Source organism: Ochrobactrum sp. MYb379, from assembly GCF_037479515.1.
Lineage (GTDB): Bacteria > Pseudomonadota > Alphaproteobacteria > Rhizobiales > Rhizobiaceae > Brucella.
The window spans coordinates 18,599-34,483 of the sequence record NZ_JBBGYW010000009.1; the positions used below are offsets into that span (position 1 = coordinate 18,599).

Here is a 15,885-nt window from a genome sequence, read left to right on the forward strand (position 1 = left end):
TTCTAACCCCAGTTCTCGATACGGATTTTCGATCTGTCTGAGAAGCGCGAGATATGGAACGGCGATGGATCGACCACCGGCGTTTCGCCGCTGACCATATCGGCGACCAATCGTCCCGCACCGGGACCGATGCCAAAGCCATGGCCCGAAAAGCCTGTGGCGACGATCAGCCCGTCGATGCCGGGCAGGGGTGAGATAACCGGAATGACATCTGGCATGGTATCGATGAGACCTGCCCATTCCTGCGCTATTGTTGCCGACGCAAAGGATGGAATGGCGGCCTTCAGTTTTGCCAGCACTGCTGCATTCGCTGCCCTGTGCGGCTCTGGATCAAGCGTACGGATTTTTTCAAACACCGAGACCTGATCTGCCGGACGGAGCTTCCACTGGAAAGCTTCTTCGAAAAAGCGTTCACCGAAACGGAAACGGAGCGATTTCCATTCGGTTGAGAGCGACGGAAGGAAGTCGCGGAAGAAGCGGAAGCTGTCCGGCACTATGTCGGCAATGGAACCGCCAAGGCTCGCAACCGTATATCCGCCATCAAGCCGCTTGCGCAGTGCGAAGTCCGAAAACGCGATTGCCGGTTCAACGCCACTCTCGATAGGCGAGGTACGAAAGACGGACGAGCGCACTTTGAGTTGCGGTAGATGGGCATCGAACGACGATATGATCAGTCGTGACCAGGCGCCGCCAGCAACGACAATTGCCTCGCAAGCCACGCGGCCTTTTTCGGTTAGCACTGCTGACACATGTCCATTGGTGGTTTCGATCCCGCGCACGGCGCAATTTTGCAGAATGACAGCACCGAGTTCCTGAGCCTTTGCGGCAAAAGCAGGTACTGCCTTTTGCGGTTCTGCACGACCATCGCGCGGCGTGATCATGCCACCTTTGAGTGGACGCGTCAGTCCCGGTGCGAGGCTTGCAGCCTGTTGACCGTTAAGCAACTGCGTTTGGATGCCATGTTCGCTGGCAATTTTGATCCACTCTGCATAGCGCTCGACTTCTTCTTCTTTTTCGGCAGTGTAAGCGATGCCTGTGGTGCGAAAGCCAGTTTCGCGACCCACACGTTCATTCATACCCTCCCAGAGACGCATGCTTTCGACGATCAGCGGAAGTTCACGGCTGTCGCGTCCGGTTTGACGACACCAGCCCCAGTTACGGCTTGATTGCTCGCCCGCGATTTCGCCCTTTTCAAAAAGAGCAACAGGAATGCCGCGCTCGGCCAGAAAAAGCGCCGTTGATACACCGATCACGCCACCGCCGATGATGGCGACCTTCGTTTCCTGTGGCAAACGCTCGGCGGTTGCCACTTTGTCGGTGATCGGCCCCATGATCAGACTCCTGCAATGCGAATATCAAATGCTGATGAAAGCAACATTGCGCGATTTGCAAGCTTATTCAACCGGATAGTGCAGCAAATTATTGCGCTTTAAGGAGCGTTTTTGCAAATGCTTGACGCGTTTAGTCGTGTTTTATTGGCAAACGCATCCAAGTGCATTTATATGCAGTCTGATGATAACAGGACATTCGGCCTCATCTATGGACGCACGGACTTTACAAGACACAAAGCTCGGTAATGAAACGGCGCCTGCGCTTACCCTAACAGGGATCGCTCGGCAGTTTGGAAATGTGCGTGCACTGGATAACATATCGCTTGATGTGCAGCCCGGTGAGATCATCTGTCTGGTCGGACATTCAGGTTGTGGCAAAACTTCACTCTTGCGGATTATAGCTGGCATTGATGCCCCCGACGAAGGTCAGCTTACGATGGGCGGGCGCACGCTTGTCGGGCCATCGATCTTCGTTGAACCGGAAAAACGCAATATTGGTGTGGTCTTTCAGGACTACGCGTTGTTTCCACATCTGACCGTGCGTGAAAATGTGCTGTTCGGTCTGCGCAAGGTTCGCAAGGAACACGCTGTAAGTCGGGTCGATGAATTGCTCGAACTTGTCGGCCTCTCTTCGATGGCAGACCGTTATCCGCATATGTTGTCGGGTGGTGAACAGCAGCGCGTGGCGCTCGTCCGGGCTTTGGCACCGAAGCCTGATCTGTTGTTGATGGATGAGCCGTTCTCCAATCTGGATCGCGGATTGCGTGCGCGCGTGCGTAGCGAGACGATGGCTCTGCTGCGTGCTCTTGGTACGCCGGTCATTATCGTGACGCATGAGGCTGAAGAAGCGCTTTCAACGGGTGACCGTGTTGTCTTGATGCGCGCTGGAGAAATCGTGCAGCAAGGTTCCCCTCGCGAGCTGCATAATAATCCAAATAGCCGATACGCAGCCGATTTTTTCTGCGACTTCAATGCGATTGAAGGTGTTGTTCGTGGCAATACAATTGAAACAAAACTGGGTTCTTTCAATGTGCCAACGGGTCTTGATATCACAGGCGAAGTTCTCGTTTATGTAAGACCGCGCGATATTAAAATTCTGCCGAATGTACCAGCGAGTGGTTTGAGCGGACAGATCCAAACTCGCATCTATCTTGGTGAAACCGAAGAACTCTTGATCCGCTTAAATGGCAGCGAAGAGTCTTTGCGCGTTCGGACAGACCAGCACGTGGCTGAGGAGGCGTCATCTGTTTTCCTCCACGTTGATTGGAGCAAAGCGCTGATTTTCGGAAAAAAGTGAGTAAATAGGTCATATTTATCCGCCCGTGCAATTGACCCTGCAAAATCGAGTTCATATATTCCGATTGCATTACATATAGTTCCAAATGAACCATATTTTCGGAGGTAATATGCCCAAGATCGCGCGTGCTGGACTTGCACTCATGGCTGCGACTTTTCTCTCAGGTGCTGCAAATGCAAATGAGGTGAATATCTACACAACCCGTGAGCCAGGCCTGATCCAGCCTTTGCTCGATGCCTATAAGGAAAAGACGGGTACAACCGTCAACACAGTTTTCCTGAAGGATGGTCTCGCTGAACGTGTTGCGTCTGAGGGCGATAAGTCTCCTGCCGATATCCTGATGACGGTAGATGCTGGCAATCTGGTTGATCTCGTAGACAAGGGACTGACCCAGAAAGTCGATTCGCAGGCTCTTAAGGATGCAATACCTGAGCAGCTTCGCGATGCCGATGGTAACTGGTTCGGCCTGTCGATGCGCGCACGCGTCATCTATGCCGATAAGGATTTGGAACTCGACAAGATCACCTATGAAGAATTGGCTGATCCGAAGTGGAAGGGCAAGATCTGCATCCGCGCTGGTCAGCATCCTTACAACACGGCGCTGATTGCGGATTATATTGCACATAATGGTGCAGAAAAGACCGAAGAATGGCTTACTGGCCTGAAAGCTAATCTGGCACGCAAGGCTGCCGGTGGTGATCGCGATGGAGCCAAAGATATTGCAGGCGGAATTTGCGATATTGCCGTTGCAAACTCCTACTATGTTGGTCTGATGCGCTCAGGCAAAAGCGGCGATGAGCAGAAGGCATGGGCAGACAGCATTAAAGTCATCCTGCCGACTTTTGCAAATGGCGGCACGCAGGTAAACATCAGCGGTGCAGCTGTTGCCAAGAACGCCCCGAACAAGGAAGAAGCCGTTAAGCTTCTTGAATATCTCGCTTCGGACGACGCGCAGAAGCTCTACGCTCAGGCGAACTACGAATACCCAGTCAAAGCTGGTGCTCCGGTTGATCCGATTGTCGAATCTTTCGGTGAACTCAAGATTGATAGTGTCCCACTTTCGGAAATCGTCAAGCATCGTAAGCAGGCCAGTGAATTGGTCGACAAAGTTGGCTTTGATAATTAAAAGCTGATTAGCATTATGAAAATGACGCCGGTGCAAAACCTTTGCGCCGGCGTTTTGATATGAGGAAAGCATGCCGGAATCTGTGCAAGCCGCATCATCGACCAAGCCTTATCGCTCGCGCTCAGGGCGAGGCTGGTTGTGGCTTTCCGGATTAATTGCGCTGCTGGTGTGCCTGCCGGTTTTTGCACTCGTCATTGAAGCGTTTCGCGGCTCGTCCGGGCTGTGGAGCCATCTTTTTTCAACGATTTTCGCGACGGCTTTTACAGATACAATCATTCTGCTTGTAGGTGTCGGGTTTATCACCGCGTTTGTAGGTACGTCTGCGGCATGGCTTGTGACTGCTTATGATTTCCGTGGGCGTGGCGTGCTGGAATGGGCACTTTTGCTGCCGCTTGCGGTGCCGACCTATATTATTGCCTATGCTTATCTCGATATTTTGCACCCAATTGGCCCGATACAAAGCGCAATCCGTTTCATGTTGGGCTACGAAACTCCCCGCCAGTTTCGCTTGCCAGATATAAGGTCAATGACGGGCTGCATCATTCTGCTCGGCTTTGTACTTTATCCCTATGTCTATATTCCAACACGTGCGATGTTTCTCACGCAGTCGGCCAGTTTGATTGAAGCTGCGCGTACATTGGGCGTCAGTCGCAGAGGCATATTCTGGCGCGTTGCACTGCCACTTGCACGTCCTGCCGTGGCTATTGGCGTCAGTCTTGCATTGATGGAAACGCTTAACGATGTTGGTGCTGCCGAATTTCTAGGTGTGCGGACGCTGACCGTTTCGATTTACACGACATGGGTTACGCGTTTCGACCTGCCGGGAGCGGCACAGCTTGCCTTGGCACTGTTGTTACTGGTTGTTGCTCTCGTTTCAATTGAGCGATGGGCGAGGCGTAAACAACGATTTTCGTCTAATATTCGTCATTCACGTGGTTTCGAGCCGCTGAAGGTGAGCGGTTTAAAAGGCATATGGCTGTTCACTGCCTGCCTCACTCCAATCATTATCGGCTTTATCTTGCCTGCGACTTATCTTGTCATCGAGGCGGTCAAGCGGATGCGTTTTGCGGGTATATCTCCGCGCCTTGCCGGTGAAGCTTTCAACACCGTCATGCTGGCATCTGTGGCAACCATTCTGGTGCTGCTGTTTGGTATGATGGTGGCCTATGCGATGCGCCTTTTTCCGGGCACGGCCTCGCGTTGGTTCTACCGCTTCTCAACGATGGGTTATGCGGCACCCGGCACTGTTATTGCCATCGGCATTATGATCGTCTCTGGAGCGGTTGATCGCTTCTTCGGTCAGGTGCTCAGCAGCTTATTCGGCGTGTCGACAGGTTTGCTGATGATCGGTTCGGGGGCCGCTATCATCTATGCCTATGTCGCACGCTTTCTGGCTATTTCGGCTGGCGGCATTGATGCGGGGCTGGAGCGGATTCCGCAATCGCTTGATCACGCTTCGCGCACACTCGGGAGAGGGGTGACGACTACCTTCTGCCAAGTACATCTGCCGCTATCAAAAACGGCTATTGTTGCGGCTGGCCTTCTGGTTTTTGTCGATTGCGTGAAAGAGTTACCGGCCACGCTTTTGCTGCGCCCACTCAATATTGAGACCTTTGCTACGCATCTTTATGGCGAGGCTGCACGCGGAACCTATGAGGAAGCATCGGTTGCAGCGCTGGCAATTGTGGCAGTCGGCATTCTGCCGGTCATTCTGCTTTCGCGGGTCGGGCGCCGTTTGAGTAACGCTCGCAGGTGATCGCAGAAGTTCTGCAATATCAAATTGTTACAATGTCGTTATGGTTCGCGACTTTAACACGATGCGCGGCATGGTTGCCGAATGTGCAGAAAATCCAAAAAATGCTGATCTATCAAGGGCTTTGACAGGCTTAAAGCCTTTTGTTGAACGCAGATTACTGAATGATTTCAACACGATATTTCGCGTGAACGCAATAATATGTGACTGTATTATCAGCCCAATTCCATGCTTCTACCACAATGCGAAAGCTCAATGGTCACAATTGAAACAAGACCGCGCAAGCTGACATGTAAATGGCCACGAAGGTCGTCGTCAGGGTCGCGGAAGGAATGGAATGATGGAATCTATGCTCAACACGCAACAATGGCTCCCAGTCGAGTTGCTGAACATTGGTTTGGCAGCTGCCGTTTTCTTTGCTTGTCTTGTGCTTTCACTGTGGAAGGCTGTTTTTGACGAACTCAACCCGGTTTTCTGGCGCCGCACGGCTGCTGTTCTGTGGGCTGGTGTTGTTATCGTAGCGCTGAGCACCGGCATTGAAAGCTTCAACTGGCCGCAGATCGTTGGCTGGACGATGATTGCTGGCGGCGTGATCGCAACAGCGGTCCGCACAGGCATGAGCTACTACCGCCAGTATTCGGCGCATAATGTTCGCCGGTCAAAGTTCTCGAATGCGCGCTTTTCAGGCCCGCGTGCTTCTGGACGGTAATCGCTATGTTTGCAAAGACTTCTCAAATGCCTTTGCGGCAACACCGTCCAAATAGCTTGCGCTCGTTTTTTATCCGCGCTTTTGGCTCTGCACGATACCGTAAATATTCGTTGAGCGTGTGCCAGAGCGGCAATAGCCCAGAATAGGGCCTTCGGCTTCGGCAATTGCCGAGGCCATTTCATCAACGTTTTCCTGAGTGAGCTGGCCACCAATGACCGGGATATAATAGGTCTTGATGCCAGCCTTTTCGGCTACCTTGGCGACTTCAGCAAAACTTGGCTGATCTGGCCCTTCTTCGCCATCGGGACGATTGCATATGATCGTCTGGAAGCCTTCAGCCGCGATATCGCGCACGTCGTCTGGCGAGATTTGTCCGGTCACTGAGTAATTGTCGTCGATTTGACGAATATCCATTTTTGCACCTGTAAGACGATCTGTTGGAATAGGCACCAAGTCTTTACGAACTTGAATTGTGCTCAGATATAGCTTGTTCGCATTGCTTATCGCAAGCGCTATGCCCTTTGACTGGTGCCAGATATTTATTCAATCTTTTGCTTCATTGAATTTGATACGGATACCAATCATATCGTTAAGTGTTATGACTTAAGCCTAGTTATGCATCTGTGAGTTGCAGGATAAATGATTACGTACGAGACCAGCCAGAACTTGCCTCGCCTTACTCGTCGTTACGATGGTTATCACGAGAGTTCGCGCGAAGTTCCGGAGGAAGTACCCATCGCTATGAGTTATAACGGTACGACCCATGCCGTTATGATGGCGACACCTGCTGATCTTCAAGACTTTGCTTTAGGTTTCAGTCTTACGGAAGGCATCATAAGCCATATCTCTGAAATCGAAGATCTGAATATTGAGGTGTTTGAAAGGGGCATCGATATTCAGATGCGGCTTGTCACGAAGCGTAACGATATGCTCGTTGCCCGACGTAGGTTTATGGCAGGGCCTGTGGGCTGTGGTTTGTGCGGGATCGATTCTATCGATCAGGCCATTCGCCCGCTCACGCAGATAGGGCCAGGTAACATTCGGTTTAAAGCAGCATCAATAACAGCAGCTATGGACGCGCTTGGTAATGCGCAGCGTTTGAATGCGCTGACACATGCGGTGCATGGTGCAGGTTTTTACGTGCCAGATCAGGGGCTTGTCATGGTTCGTGAAGATGTTGGTCGACATAATGCGTTCGACAAACTTATTGGTGCACTGGCGCATGAAAACAGGCTCGCAGCCAGTGGTCTGGTCGTACTCACGAGCCGTGTTTCAGTTGAGATGGTACAAAAAGCCGTTATTCTTGGTGCGCCATTGCTGGCCGCAATTTCTGCGCCAACGGCTCTGGCAATCCGCACTGCGGAAGAAGCCAATCTCACACTTGTGGCGCTTGTTCGCGGCGACGATTTTGACGTCTATACGCACCCCGAACGCATCATTACAGAATAGCTGGCCCTACAAATGTAAGGCCAGCTAAATTAAGATTATACAAGTGCTTCAATGCGTGCGCGTTCGCTGACAATCTGCAATGCAGCATGTGCAGCTTCCACGCCCTTCACCTTGAAATGGTTGAAGAAGAAGTCATGATGCTCTTTGCTGTCGTGGTAATGATGCGGCGTGAGTGACACGCTGAGCACCGGAACTTCGGTTTCAAGCTGCACCTGCATCATGCCGTTAATAACGGCAGTAGCCACGAAATCATGACGATAAATGCCGCCGTCAATAACGAAAGCCGCGCCAACGATCGCCGCATAACGGCCTGTCTTTGCGAGCGTCTTGGCATGAAGCGGAATTTCATAAGCGCCGGGAACGTCGAAGACTTCAACTTCCACGTTTGTGCCCGTTTTGGCAGCCAGTTCGGCAATGAAGCTCTTACGTGCTTCGTCGACAATATCTGCGTGCCAGCGCGCCTGAATGAAGGCGATTTTGAAGGATGTCTTGTTCGGATAGCTCTGGTTCATAGGTTCCTCAAGAAACTAGAATCAGGGCGCACAAAGGAACGAAAGCCAGCGCCCGTTAAGGCACAGCCGAACGTTCTTTCACTCTCTTCCATCCGGACTTTAACCGTCGGCTCCGGCATCTCACCGGATCTGCTGACCCTTAAATGAACGGTCGAAATGACCTTTTATTTAAGGCGCTCGCGGGCTCGAAGATCGCTCTTCATACCGCCGGTGGGGAGTTTCACCCCGCCCCGAGAACAAACTCGCACACCATTGTGCGATTGAACGGAAACTAGGCATTCCTTTGGCTGATGTCTAGTGACTTCACGGGAAATTTATACTGATCTGGAACTGGATGAGCGTTGAATTTTTCAGATATCCGCTACCCCGTAATATATCGCTGCAAGAAATATTTTTTTGCGCACTAAGATGCTCAAATTGTTCTGTTTTTTGGATGGATTTTTCGATTTAGCGTGGCAGACTTTGAGCGTCCGTGAGCTAACCGTATTGACACAGATCAGGTTTCTCGGCCTATTCTAGGCGCACATCTTGTCTGAAGTGAAGACTTTCAACTAAAAAAGACAACGTTGTCAATCGCAGGTGGAGCTGCGGTAGAATGATTGGGATGGAGGTCTCAAAGCAGGTTGAATGCTCTTAAGGATGCTTTGGGTGAGATCGCCCTACGCATCTGGCTAGATTTTATTTTGTAGAGTTCTACGGGAGGTAGACATATGCATAAATATTTTAAAATGGCCGCCATGGGTACGGCTGCGTGTGCAATGCTTGCCACAATGGCGCCTGTTGCAAATGCGCAGGACAAACAGAACGTGGAGGTTCTGCATTGGTGGACCGCTGGCGGTGAGGCCGCAGCACTTGATGTTCTCAAGAAGGACTTGGAAGCTAAGGGGATCAGCTGGACAGACATGCCAGTTGCAGGCGGTGGCGGAACAGAAGCGATGACTGTTCTTCGCGCCCGCGTTACAGCTGGCAATGCTCCGACCGCCGTGCAGATGCTCGGTTTCGACATCCGCGACTGGTCTGAACAGGGTTCGCTCGGTAATCTTGATGAGATTGCAGGCAAGGAAGGCTGGGATAAGGTTATACCAGCACCTTTGCAGGATTTTGCCAAGTATGATGGCCACTGGATTGCCGCACCTGTAAACATCCACTCCACCAACTGGATGTGGATCAACAAGGCTGCTCTCGACAAAGCTGGCGGCAAAGAGCCAACCAACTGGGATGAACTGGTTGCTCTTCTCGATAATTTCAAAGAACAGGGCATCACCCCAATCGCTCATGGCGGTCAACCATGGCAGGACGCAACGATTTTTGATGCGGTCGTCCTTTCCTTTGGTCCGGACTTCTACAAAAAAGCCTTTATCGATCTCGACCCGGAAGCGCTCGGCAGCGATACGATGAAGCAGGCGTTCGACCGCATGACCAAGCTGCGTTCCTATGTGGATGATAACTTCTCTGGTCGTGACTGGAACCTCGCTTCAGCAATGGTCATTGAAGGCAAGGCTGGCGTTCAGTTTATGGGTGATTGGGCTAAGGGCGAATTCGTGAAAGCTGGTAAAAAGCCGGGCGAAGATTTCGTTTGCATGCGCTACCCGGAAACCCAAGGAGCGGTAACCTTCAACTCCGATATGTTCGCGATGTTCAAGGTTGCTGATGACAAGGTGCCAGCACAGCTTGAAATGGCTTCTGCTATCGAAAGCCCGGCATTCCAGTCGGCCTTTAACGTAGTCAAGGGCTCTGCTCCTGCACGTACCGATGTGCCAGATACCGCTTTTGACGCTTGCGGTAAGAAGGCGATCGCCGATGTGAAGGAAGCAGCGGACAAGGGCACCATGCTCGGCTCCATGGCGCATGGTTATGCAAATCCAGCTTCCGTCAAGAACGCGATTTATGACGTTGTGACCCGTCAGTTCAATGGCCAGCTTTCGTCAGAAGATGCGGTTAAGGAACTGGTTACCGCCGTTGAGGGCGCGAAGTAAGTAGAGTGTTTGCGCCCGGAAGAGGTTCCGGGCGCTCACATCAGCCGTTATCAATAAATATTTTCAGTACAGTGAGCGGCAGACAACAATGCCGTTAAAACAATAGCCCGCATCAAGAGCGCCGCGATTGAACGGCAGCCGGATGCGCGTGCAGAAATGGGTGACGCACACATGAAGCGTAACAGCCGACTACAGGAACTGGTGCCTAAGCTGGTTCTGGCACCGAGCTTCTTGATTGTCCTTGTATTTGTATATGGATTTATCATTTACACCGGCGTTCTGTCCGTCACAAACAGCCGAATGTTGCCGTCATATGGCTTTGTCGGGCTTTCGAATTATGAAAAGCTTTGGGCGTTACCGCATTGGTGGCGCGCTGTCACCAATCTTGCGATTTTCGCATCGCTTTACATTATCATCTGTTCGGTTATCGGCTTGTTTCTGGCTATTTTGCTTGACCAAAAAATCCGCGGTGAAGGCTTTTTGCGCCCGATTTATCTTTATCCGATGGCGCTTTCGTTCATCGTGACAGGGACCGCGTGGAAGTGGTTTCTCGATCCAGGTATCGGCCTTGAACATACAATGCGTGTTTGGGGCTGGGAAGGATTTACGTTTAACTGGATCAAGAGCAACACAATGGCAATTTATTGCCTTGTCATTGCAGCTGTTTGGCAGTCGTCTGGTTTCGTTATGGCGATGTTCCTTGCGGGGTTGCGTGGCGTAGACAATGAAATCATCAAAGCGGCGCAAATCGATGGTGCTTCCACCAGCACGATTTACCGCCGCATCATTATTCCTTTGATGCGTCCGGTATTCTTGTCGGCTTTTGTGGTATTGGCACATCTCGCGATCAAGGCTTATGATCTTGTAGTTGCCTTGACCGGCGGCGGGCCGGGGCAGGCGACCGAACTGCCTGCGACCTTCATGTATTCCTACACTTTCACGCGCAATCAGATGGGTATCGGTGCCTCTTCCGCGATCATCATGCTTGTCATGATATTCTCGATTATCATCCCCTATCTCTATTCGGAAATTCGCGGAGGGTCGCGCTCATGAGTGCTCAGACCCAGGAAAATGCAATCAATAGCGGCAAGCTGACACGCGCTTTGATCTATTCTGCGTTGCTGCTATTTGCGATCTATTACCTGCTGCCGCTCTATGTGATGTTGGTAAATTCATTCAAGCCATTGGATGAAATTCGCCAAGGCGGCATGCTCAGTCTGCCACAGCAATGGACCATCGAGCCATGGCTTTCGGCATGGTCCACAGCACAGATTGGCGTGCAGCCAACTGGCCTCAAGCCATTCTTTATCAACTCGATCCTGATGGTTGTGCCAGCAGTTTTCATCTCAACAATTATCGGCGCGTTGAACGGATATGTGCTGACGAAGTGGCGCTTTCGCGGATCGAATGTCTTCTTTGGCCTGTTGCTGCTTTCGTGCTTTATCCCGTTTCAGATCGTGCTGATCCCAATGGCCCGTGTTCTTGGTATGCTTGGCATTGCCGGTACAATCTGGGGGCTGATCCTTGTGCATGTTGTCTATGGTATCGGATTCACGACCCTTTATTTCCGAAATTATTACGAAGCGTTTCCGACTGAACTTGTGCGCGCCGCACAGATTGATGGTGCAAGCTTTTTACAGATTTTCACCCGTATTTTGCTTCCATCATCTGGCCCGATCATCGTTGTGTCGGTCATCTGGCAGTTCACAAATATCTGGAACGACTTCCTTTTCGGCGCTTCTTTCTCGGGTGCAAACTCAACGCCGATGACGGTTGCGCTTAACAACCTCGTTTCCTCTTCCACAGGCGTTAAGGAATATAATGTTCACTTCGCAGCTGCCATTCTGGCCGCGTTGCCAACGCTGATTGTTTACATCGTTTCCGGGCGCTACTTCGTGCGCGGTCTGATGTCCGGTGCCGTTAAGGGATAAGCTTCACATGTCATTTCTCAAAATTACAGATCTCTATAAATCCTACGGCAGCGTCCCGGTCCTCAAAGACATCAATATCGAGATTGAGGAGGGCGGCTTTCTGGTGCTGGTCGGGCCGTCTGGGTGTGGGAAGTCTACATTGCTCAATACCATTGCCGGACTCGAGCCAATTACATCCGGGGATATTTCGATTAAGGGGCGGTCTGTATCAGGTCTGCATCCTTCGCAGCGCGATATTGCGATGGTGTTTCAGTCCTATGCACTTTATCCGAATATGACAGTTGGCGGAAATATCGCTTTCGGCATGGAAATTCGCAAAGTGCCAAAGCCTGAGCGCGATAAGGCTATTCAGGAAGTTGCTGATATTCTTCAGATCGGCCATCTTCTAGATCGCAAGCCGAGCCAACTTTCGGGCGGTCAGCGTCAGCGTGTTGCGATGGGGCGCGCGTTGGTTCGCAATCCGCAGGTGTTTTTGTTTGACGAACCGCTGTCCAATCTTGATGCCAAGTTGCGTGTGGATATGCGCACTGAAATCAAACGGCTGCATCATCGCATGAAGACAACAATCGTTTATGTGACCCATGATCAGATTGAAGCAATGACTCTGGCAACAAAAATTGCTGTTCTGAAAGATGGCATCTTGCAGCAATTTGGCACCCCAGCGGAAATCTATAACAATCCCGCCAATATGTTTGTGGCCGATTTTATGGGTTCGCCAGCCATGAATCTTCTCAGCGCAGGCGTTGAAAAGAATGGAGCAGATGTTGTTATCGTTCTTGCGCAGGCGGAGGGCGAGGCTTTGAGACTTCCGCTCCTTAATGCGCCGAAGGGACTCAGTGACCATATCGGCCAGGATATTACTTTTGGCATTCGTCCCGAAGCTCTCACCGACCCCGATGGAGCGGATCGTAATGCGCAATCTGTTATCGAAGGTGATTGTCTGATTGATGTGGTGGAGCCTGCCGGATCCGACACATTCGCAGTGACACGGATTGGCGGTAAACAGGTCGTCGCGCGTTTGCGTGCTGATGCACGCATTGTCGCTGGGCAACGCTCACGCCTTGCTTTCAATCTCGACAAAGCTGTGTTTTTCGATCCAAAAAGCCAGGAACGTATTCGTTGAAAACAAAATGAAAAGAGCGCTCCCAATAAGATAGGAGCGCTCTTTTTCATGCTTGCCTGGAGGGCAAAATCAAACTGTTAGGGTCTCGCACTTAACGCAGGAAGTCTAAGCCAAGAAGACCAATCGCCAGCGCCGTGTTCAGTGAAACGATCATCATTCCATAGACGAGTGCGGTTCTAGTAATGTCATTCATTTTCTACCTCCTTGAACCTCGACGCTGTTGCATCGGATTCTAAAGCTCGAGAACATAACGAAATGTAACAGCCTGTTACGAGTGGCGCAACCCATTTCTCACAAATGTGAACGATTGTAACGTCGCGTGAGAAATGCGTTGTATTCCGGCCATCGAGGTCGTGTTTCCGACTGGTAACCGTATTGTGACGTTAAACGGGCTGGCAAATAATCCGTGCGCGTTACATAGAGAGCGGCGTATAACGACATTGAAGCTAATTGTAATTTGCTGCTTTTATTCGGATTTTTACCGTGAACCGCATCGTTCCTCTCGTGCTGGCCATTGCTCTTTTCATGGAGCAGATGGATTCCAATGTCATCTCAACATCGCTACCTGCAATTGCCGCTGACATTGGCACCAGCCCGATTGCCTTAAAACTCGCACTGACTGCATATCTCGTCTCGCTTGCGGTTTTTATTCCGGTAAGCGGCTGGATGGCGGACCGATTCGGTGCCAAGAATGTATTTCGTGCAGCGATCGCTGTGTTTGTGGTGGGGTCTGTTGCTTGTGCGGCTTCGAACTCGTTGACTGCTTTTGTTGTTGCGCGTTTCTTGCAGGGTATGGGCGGTGCGATGATGACGCCCGTCGGGCGTTTGGTGTTGATCCGCTCGACGCCTCGAAGTGAACTTGTGTCAGCGATGGCATGGCTAACCATACCCGCGATGGTCGGGCCATTGGTTGGCCCGCCGGTCGGTGGGTTTATTACCACCTTCTTTTCGTGGCACTGGATATTCCTCATCAATGTGCCGATTGGTCTTCTTGGCATTTGGTTTGCAACCCGCTTTCTACCGGATACCGATGAGCGTATTCTAAAGCCGCTTGATTGGCCGGGATTTGTCCTGTCCGGTGTTGCGATGTCGGGCGTCGTGTTTGGCTTGTCGGTTGTTAGTCTGCCCGCACTGCCGCCAGTCATTGGCATTGTCGTCGTGGCTCTCGGCTTGACTTGCGCTGTTCTTTATATCCTTCATGCGCGACGCGTGACTGATCCGCTGCTTAATCTGAAACTATTCGAAAATCAGGTTTTCCGCGCCGCTGTTTTTGGTGGCAGTGTTTTCCGGTTGGGTATTGGCGCAATTCCGTTTCTGCTGCCTTTGATGTTTCAGCTCGGCTTCGGCATGACGCCGTTCCAGTCCGGTATGATGACGTTCGTTTCGGCAATTGGTGCGATCAGCATGAAGTTCGGTGCGAGGCAGGTGTTCAACCTGTTCGGTTTCCGCCGCACACTGATGTATGGATCGCTGATCTCAGCCGGTTTTATTGCAGCCAATGGGCTATTTTTTCCGGATACACCTTATGGTGTCATTATCGGTTTCTTGCTGATCGGTGGATTTTTCCGCTCGCTGTTCTTCACTGGAGTGAATGCTCTGGCCTTTGCCGAAATTCCTGATGCCAAGACAAGTCAGGCGACGCCAATTACCGCGGTCGCGCAACAGGTCTCAATCGCGCTTGGTGTGGCGCTGGCGGGTGGCATTCTCGAATTGAGCACGGCGGTTCGGCGCGCACCGTTACAGCTGGCAGATTTCCATATTGGATTCTTCGTGGTGGCGTTAGTATCGGCAACGGCAATTTTCTGGTTTGCACGACTGGCACCGGATGCAGGCCACGAGCTTTCAAGCTCTGCAAAGTTTAAGCGTAAGAGCAATGATGCTGCGGCTTTGGAAGAAGCAGGTCTGTCTAATGGCAAATAAAAAGGCGGCTTTGAAAGCCGCCTTGATGGTCGTTTTTAGCCTTTGAAGTCACGTGCGAGCAAATAAAGCTCGACGGATTCTGCACGCGATGCGGGCGGCTTGATGTGATGCACAGATTTGAATTTCTGTTTGAGCATCGCAAGCAGTTCATTTTCAGTGCCACCCTGAAATGTCTTTGTCAGGAAGTGGCCACCGGGCTTGAGAACTGATACCGCAAAATCAGCCGCAACTTCGCAAAGATGCACGGTGCGCAAGTGGTCCGTGCGGCGATGGCCAGTCGTTGGTGCTGCCATATCTGAAATCACCAGATCAGGCTTGTCGCCAAGCGCTTCCATCAGTTTTGCAGGGGCTTCATCGTCGAGAAAGTCCATTTCCAGCAGAATAACGCCGGGAAGCGGATCAACATGCAGATAATCGATGCCGACAATCTGCGGATTCTCGTCTGTTGAGCCAACAATCTTAGCAGCGATTTGCGACCAGCCGCCGGGTGCAGCACCCAGATCGATGATCTTCTGACCCTTTTTTAGAAGGTTATAGCGATCATTGATTTCGATTAGCTTATAAGCTGCACGCGAACGATAGCCATCCTTCTTCGATTGGTGAACATAGGGGTCATTCAGGTGGCGCAGTAGCCACCGGCGCGACGATTCCTTGATCGTTCCGGCTTTTTTCTTCACGCGAACGCGAAGATTGCTGGTTCCTGCACCGCCGCGTCCGCCGGTTTTGGTGCCGCTCTTGTTTCCGCCTGCTTTGCTCAT

14 protein-coding genes and 1 riboswitch are annotated in these 15,885 nt (G+C 51.5%); of the genes, 10 read left to right on the forward strand and 4 right to left on the reverse strand.

Going from position 1 to position 15,885, the window contains the following annotated elements:
• Positions 1–2 precede the first annotated feature (2 nt).
• Complete coding sequence (locus WH356_RS16360; protein WP_339512661.1) at positions 3–1,331, reverse strand: NAD(P)/FAD-dependent oxidoreductase; 1,329 nt, start codon at positions 1,329–1,331, stop codon at positions 3–5.
• A gap of 208 nt (positions 1,332–1,539) precedes the next feature.
• On the opposite strand from WH356_RS16360, the gene WH356_RS16365 reads away from it, so the two are divergent.
• From WH356_RS16365 to WH356_RS16380, 4 genes are all read left to right on the forward strand, one after another.
• Entirely contained in the window at positions 1,540–2,628 is a 1,089-nt protein-coding gene (locus WH356_RS16365; RefSeq protein WP_339512663.1) for an ABC transporter ATP-binding protein, read from the forward strand.
• 109 nt (positions 2,629–2,737) lie between these two features.
• A complete protein-coding gene (locus WH356_RS16370) occupies positions 2,738–3,754 on the forward strand; it encodes a Fe(3+) ABC transporter substrate-binding protein (protein WP_339512665.1) in 1,017 nt (338 codons plus the stop codon).
• Positions 3,755–3,824: 70 nt separating this feature from the next.
• Entirely contained in the window at positions 3,825–5,510 is a 1,686-nt protein-coding gene (locus WH356_RS16375; RefSeq protein ID WP_339512667.1) for an ABC transporter permease, read from the forward strand.
• A 334-nt stretch (positions 5,511–5,844) separates the two neighbouring features.
• On the forward strand, positions 5,845–6,216 hold the full coding sequence (locus tag WH356_RS16380) for a hypothetical protein (protein WP_339512669.1): 372 nt from the start codon (positions 5,845–5,847) through the stop codon (positions 6,214–6,216).
• 69 nt (positions 6,217–6,285) lie between these two features.
• Here the strand turns inward: WH356_RS16380 and WH356_RS16385 are convergent, their stop codons facing one another.
• Entirely contained in the window at positions 6,286–6,630 is a 345-nt protein-coding gene (locus WH356_RS16385) for a TIGR01244 family sulfur transferase (RefSeq protein WP_339512671.1), read from the reverse strand.
• Positions 6,631–6,855: 225 nt separating this feature from the next.
• On the opposite strand from WH356_RS16385, the gene fdhD reads away from it, so the two are divergent.
• Positions 6,856–7,665, forward strand: coding sequence for a formate dehydrogenase accessory sulfurtransferase FdhD (fdhD, locus tag WH356_RS16390; RefSeq protein ID WP_339512673.1), 810 nt, complete (start codon positions 6,856–6,858; stop codon positions 7,663–7,665).
• Positions 7,666–7,700: 35 nt separating this feature from the next.
• On the opposite strand, the gene WH356_RS16395 is transcribed toward fdhD, so the two are convergent.
• Positions 7,701–8,177 carry a 6,7-dimethyl-8-ribityllumazine synthase gene (locus tag WH356_RS16395; protein WP_134152197.1) on the reverse strand — a complete coding sequence of 159 codons (477 nt, stop codon included), beginning with the start codon at positions 8,175–8,177 and terminating at the stop codon, positions 7,701–7,703.
• A gap of 76 nt (positions 8,178–8,253) precedes the next feature.
• Positions 8,254–8,419, reverse strand: a riboswitch (FMN riboswitch).
• A gap of 468 nt (positions 8,420–8,887) precedes the next feature.
• Between WH356_RS16395 and WH356_RS16400 the strand changes: the two genes are divergently transcribed.
• The 5 genes from WH356_RS16400 (at position 8,888) to WH356_RS16420 (ending at position 15,127) form a co-directional block, all read left to right on the forward strand.
• Positions 8,888–10,153, forward strand: a complete 1,266-nt coding sequence (locus tag WH356_RS16400; RefSeq protein WP_339512677.1) for an ABC transporter substrate-binding protein — start codon at positions 8,888–8,890, stop codon at positions 10,151–10,153.
• A gap of 171 nt (positions 10,154–10,324) precedes the next feature.
• Positions 10,325–11,206, forward strand: coding sequence for a carbohydrate ABC transporter permease (locus tag WH356_RS16405; protein WP_339512679.1), 882 nt, complete (start codon positions 10,325–10,327; stop codon positions 11,204–11,206).
• Complete coding sequence (locus tag WH356_RS16410) at positions 11,203–12,084, forward strand: carbohydrate ABC transporter permease (protein WP_339512681.1); 882 nt, start codon at positions 11,203–11,205, stop codon at positions 12,082–12,084. The genes WH356_RS16405 and WH356_RS16410 overlap by 4 nt, the downstream gene beginning before the upstream one ends.
• A gap of 7 nt (positions 12,085–12,091) precedes the next feature.
• A complete protein-coding gene (locus WH356_RS16415; protein ID WP_339512683.1) occupies positions 12,092–13,207 on the forward strand; it encodes an ABC transporter ATP-binding protein in 1,116 nt (371 codons plus the stop codon).
• 483 nt (positions 13,208–13,690) lie between these two features.
• Positions 13,691–15,127, forward strand: a complete 1,437-nt coding sequence (locus tag WH356_RS16420) for an MFS transporter (protein WP_339512685.1) — start codon at positions 13,691–13,693, stop codon at positions 15,125–15,127.
• A 35-nt stretch (positions 15,128–15,162) separates the two neighbouring features.
• Here WH356_RS16420 and WH356_RS16425 read toward each other — a convergent pair whose 3' ends face one another.
• Positions 15,163–15,885 (reverse strand): RlmE family RNA methyltransferase, encoded by a 723-nt coding sequence (locus WH356_RS16425; protein ID WP_339512687.1) that lies wholly within the window; start codon positions 15,883–15,885, stop codon positions 15,163–15,165.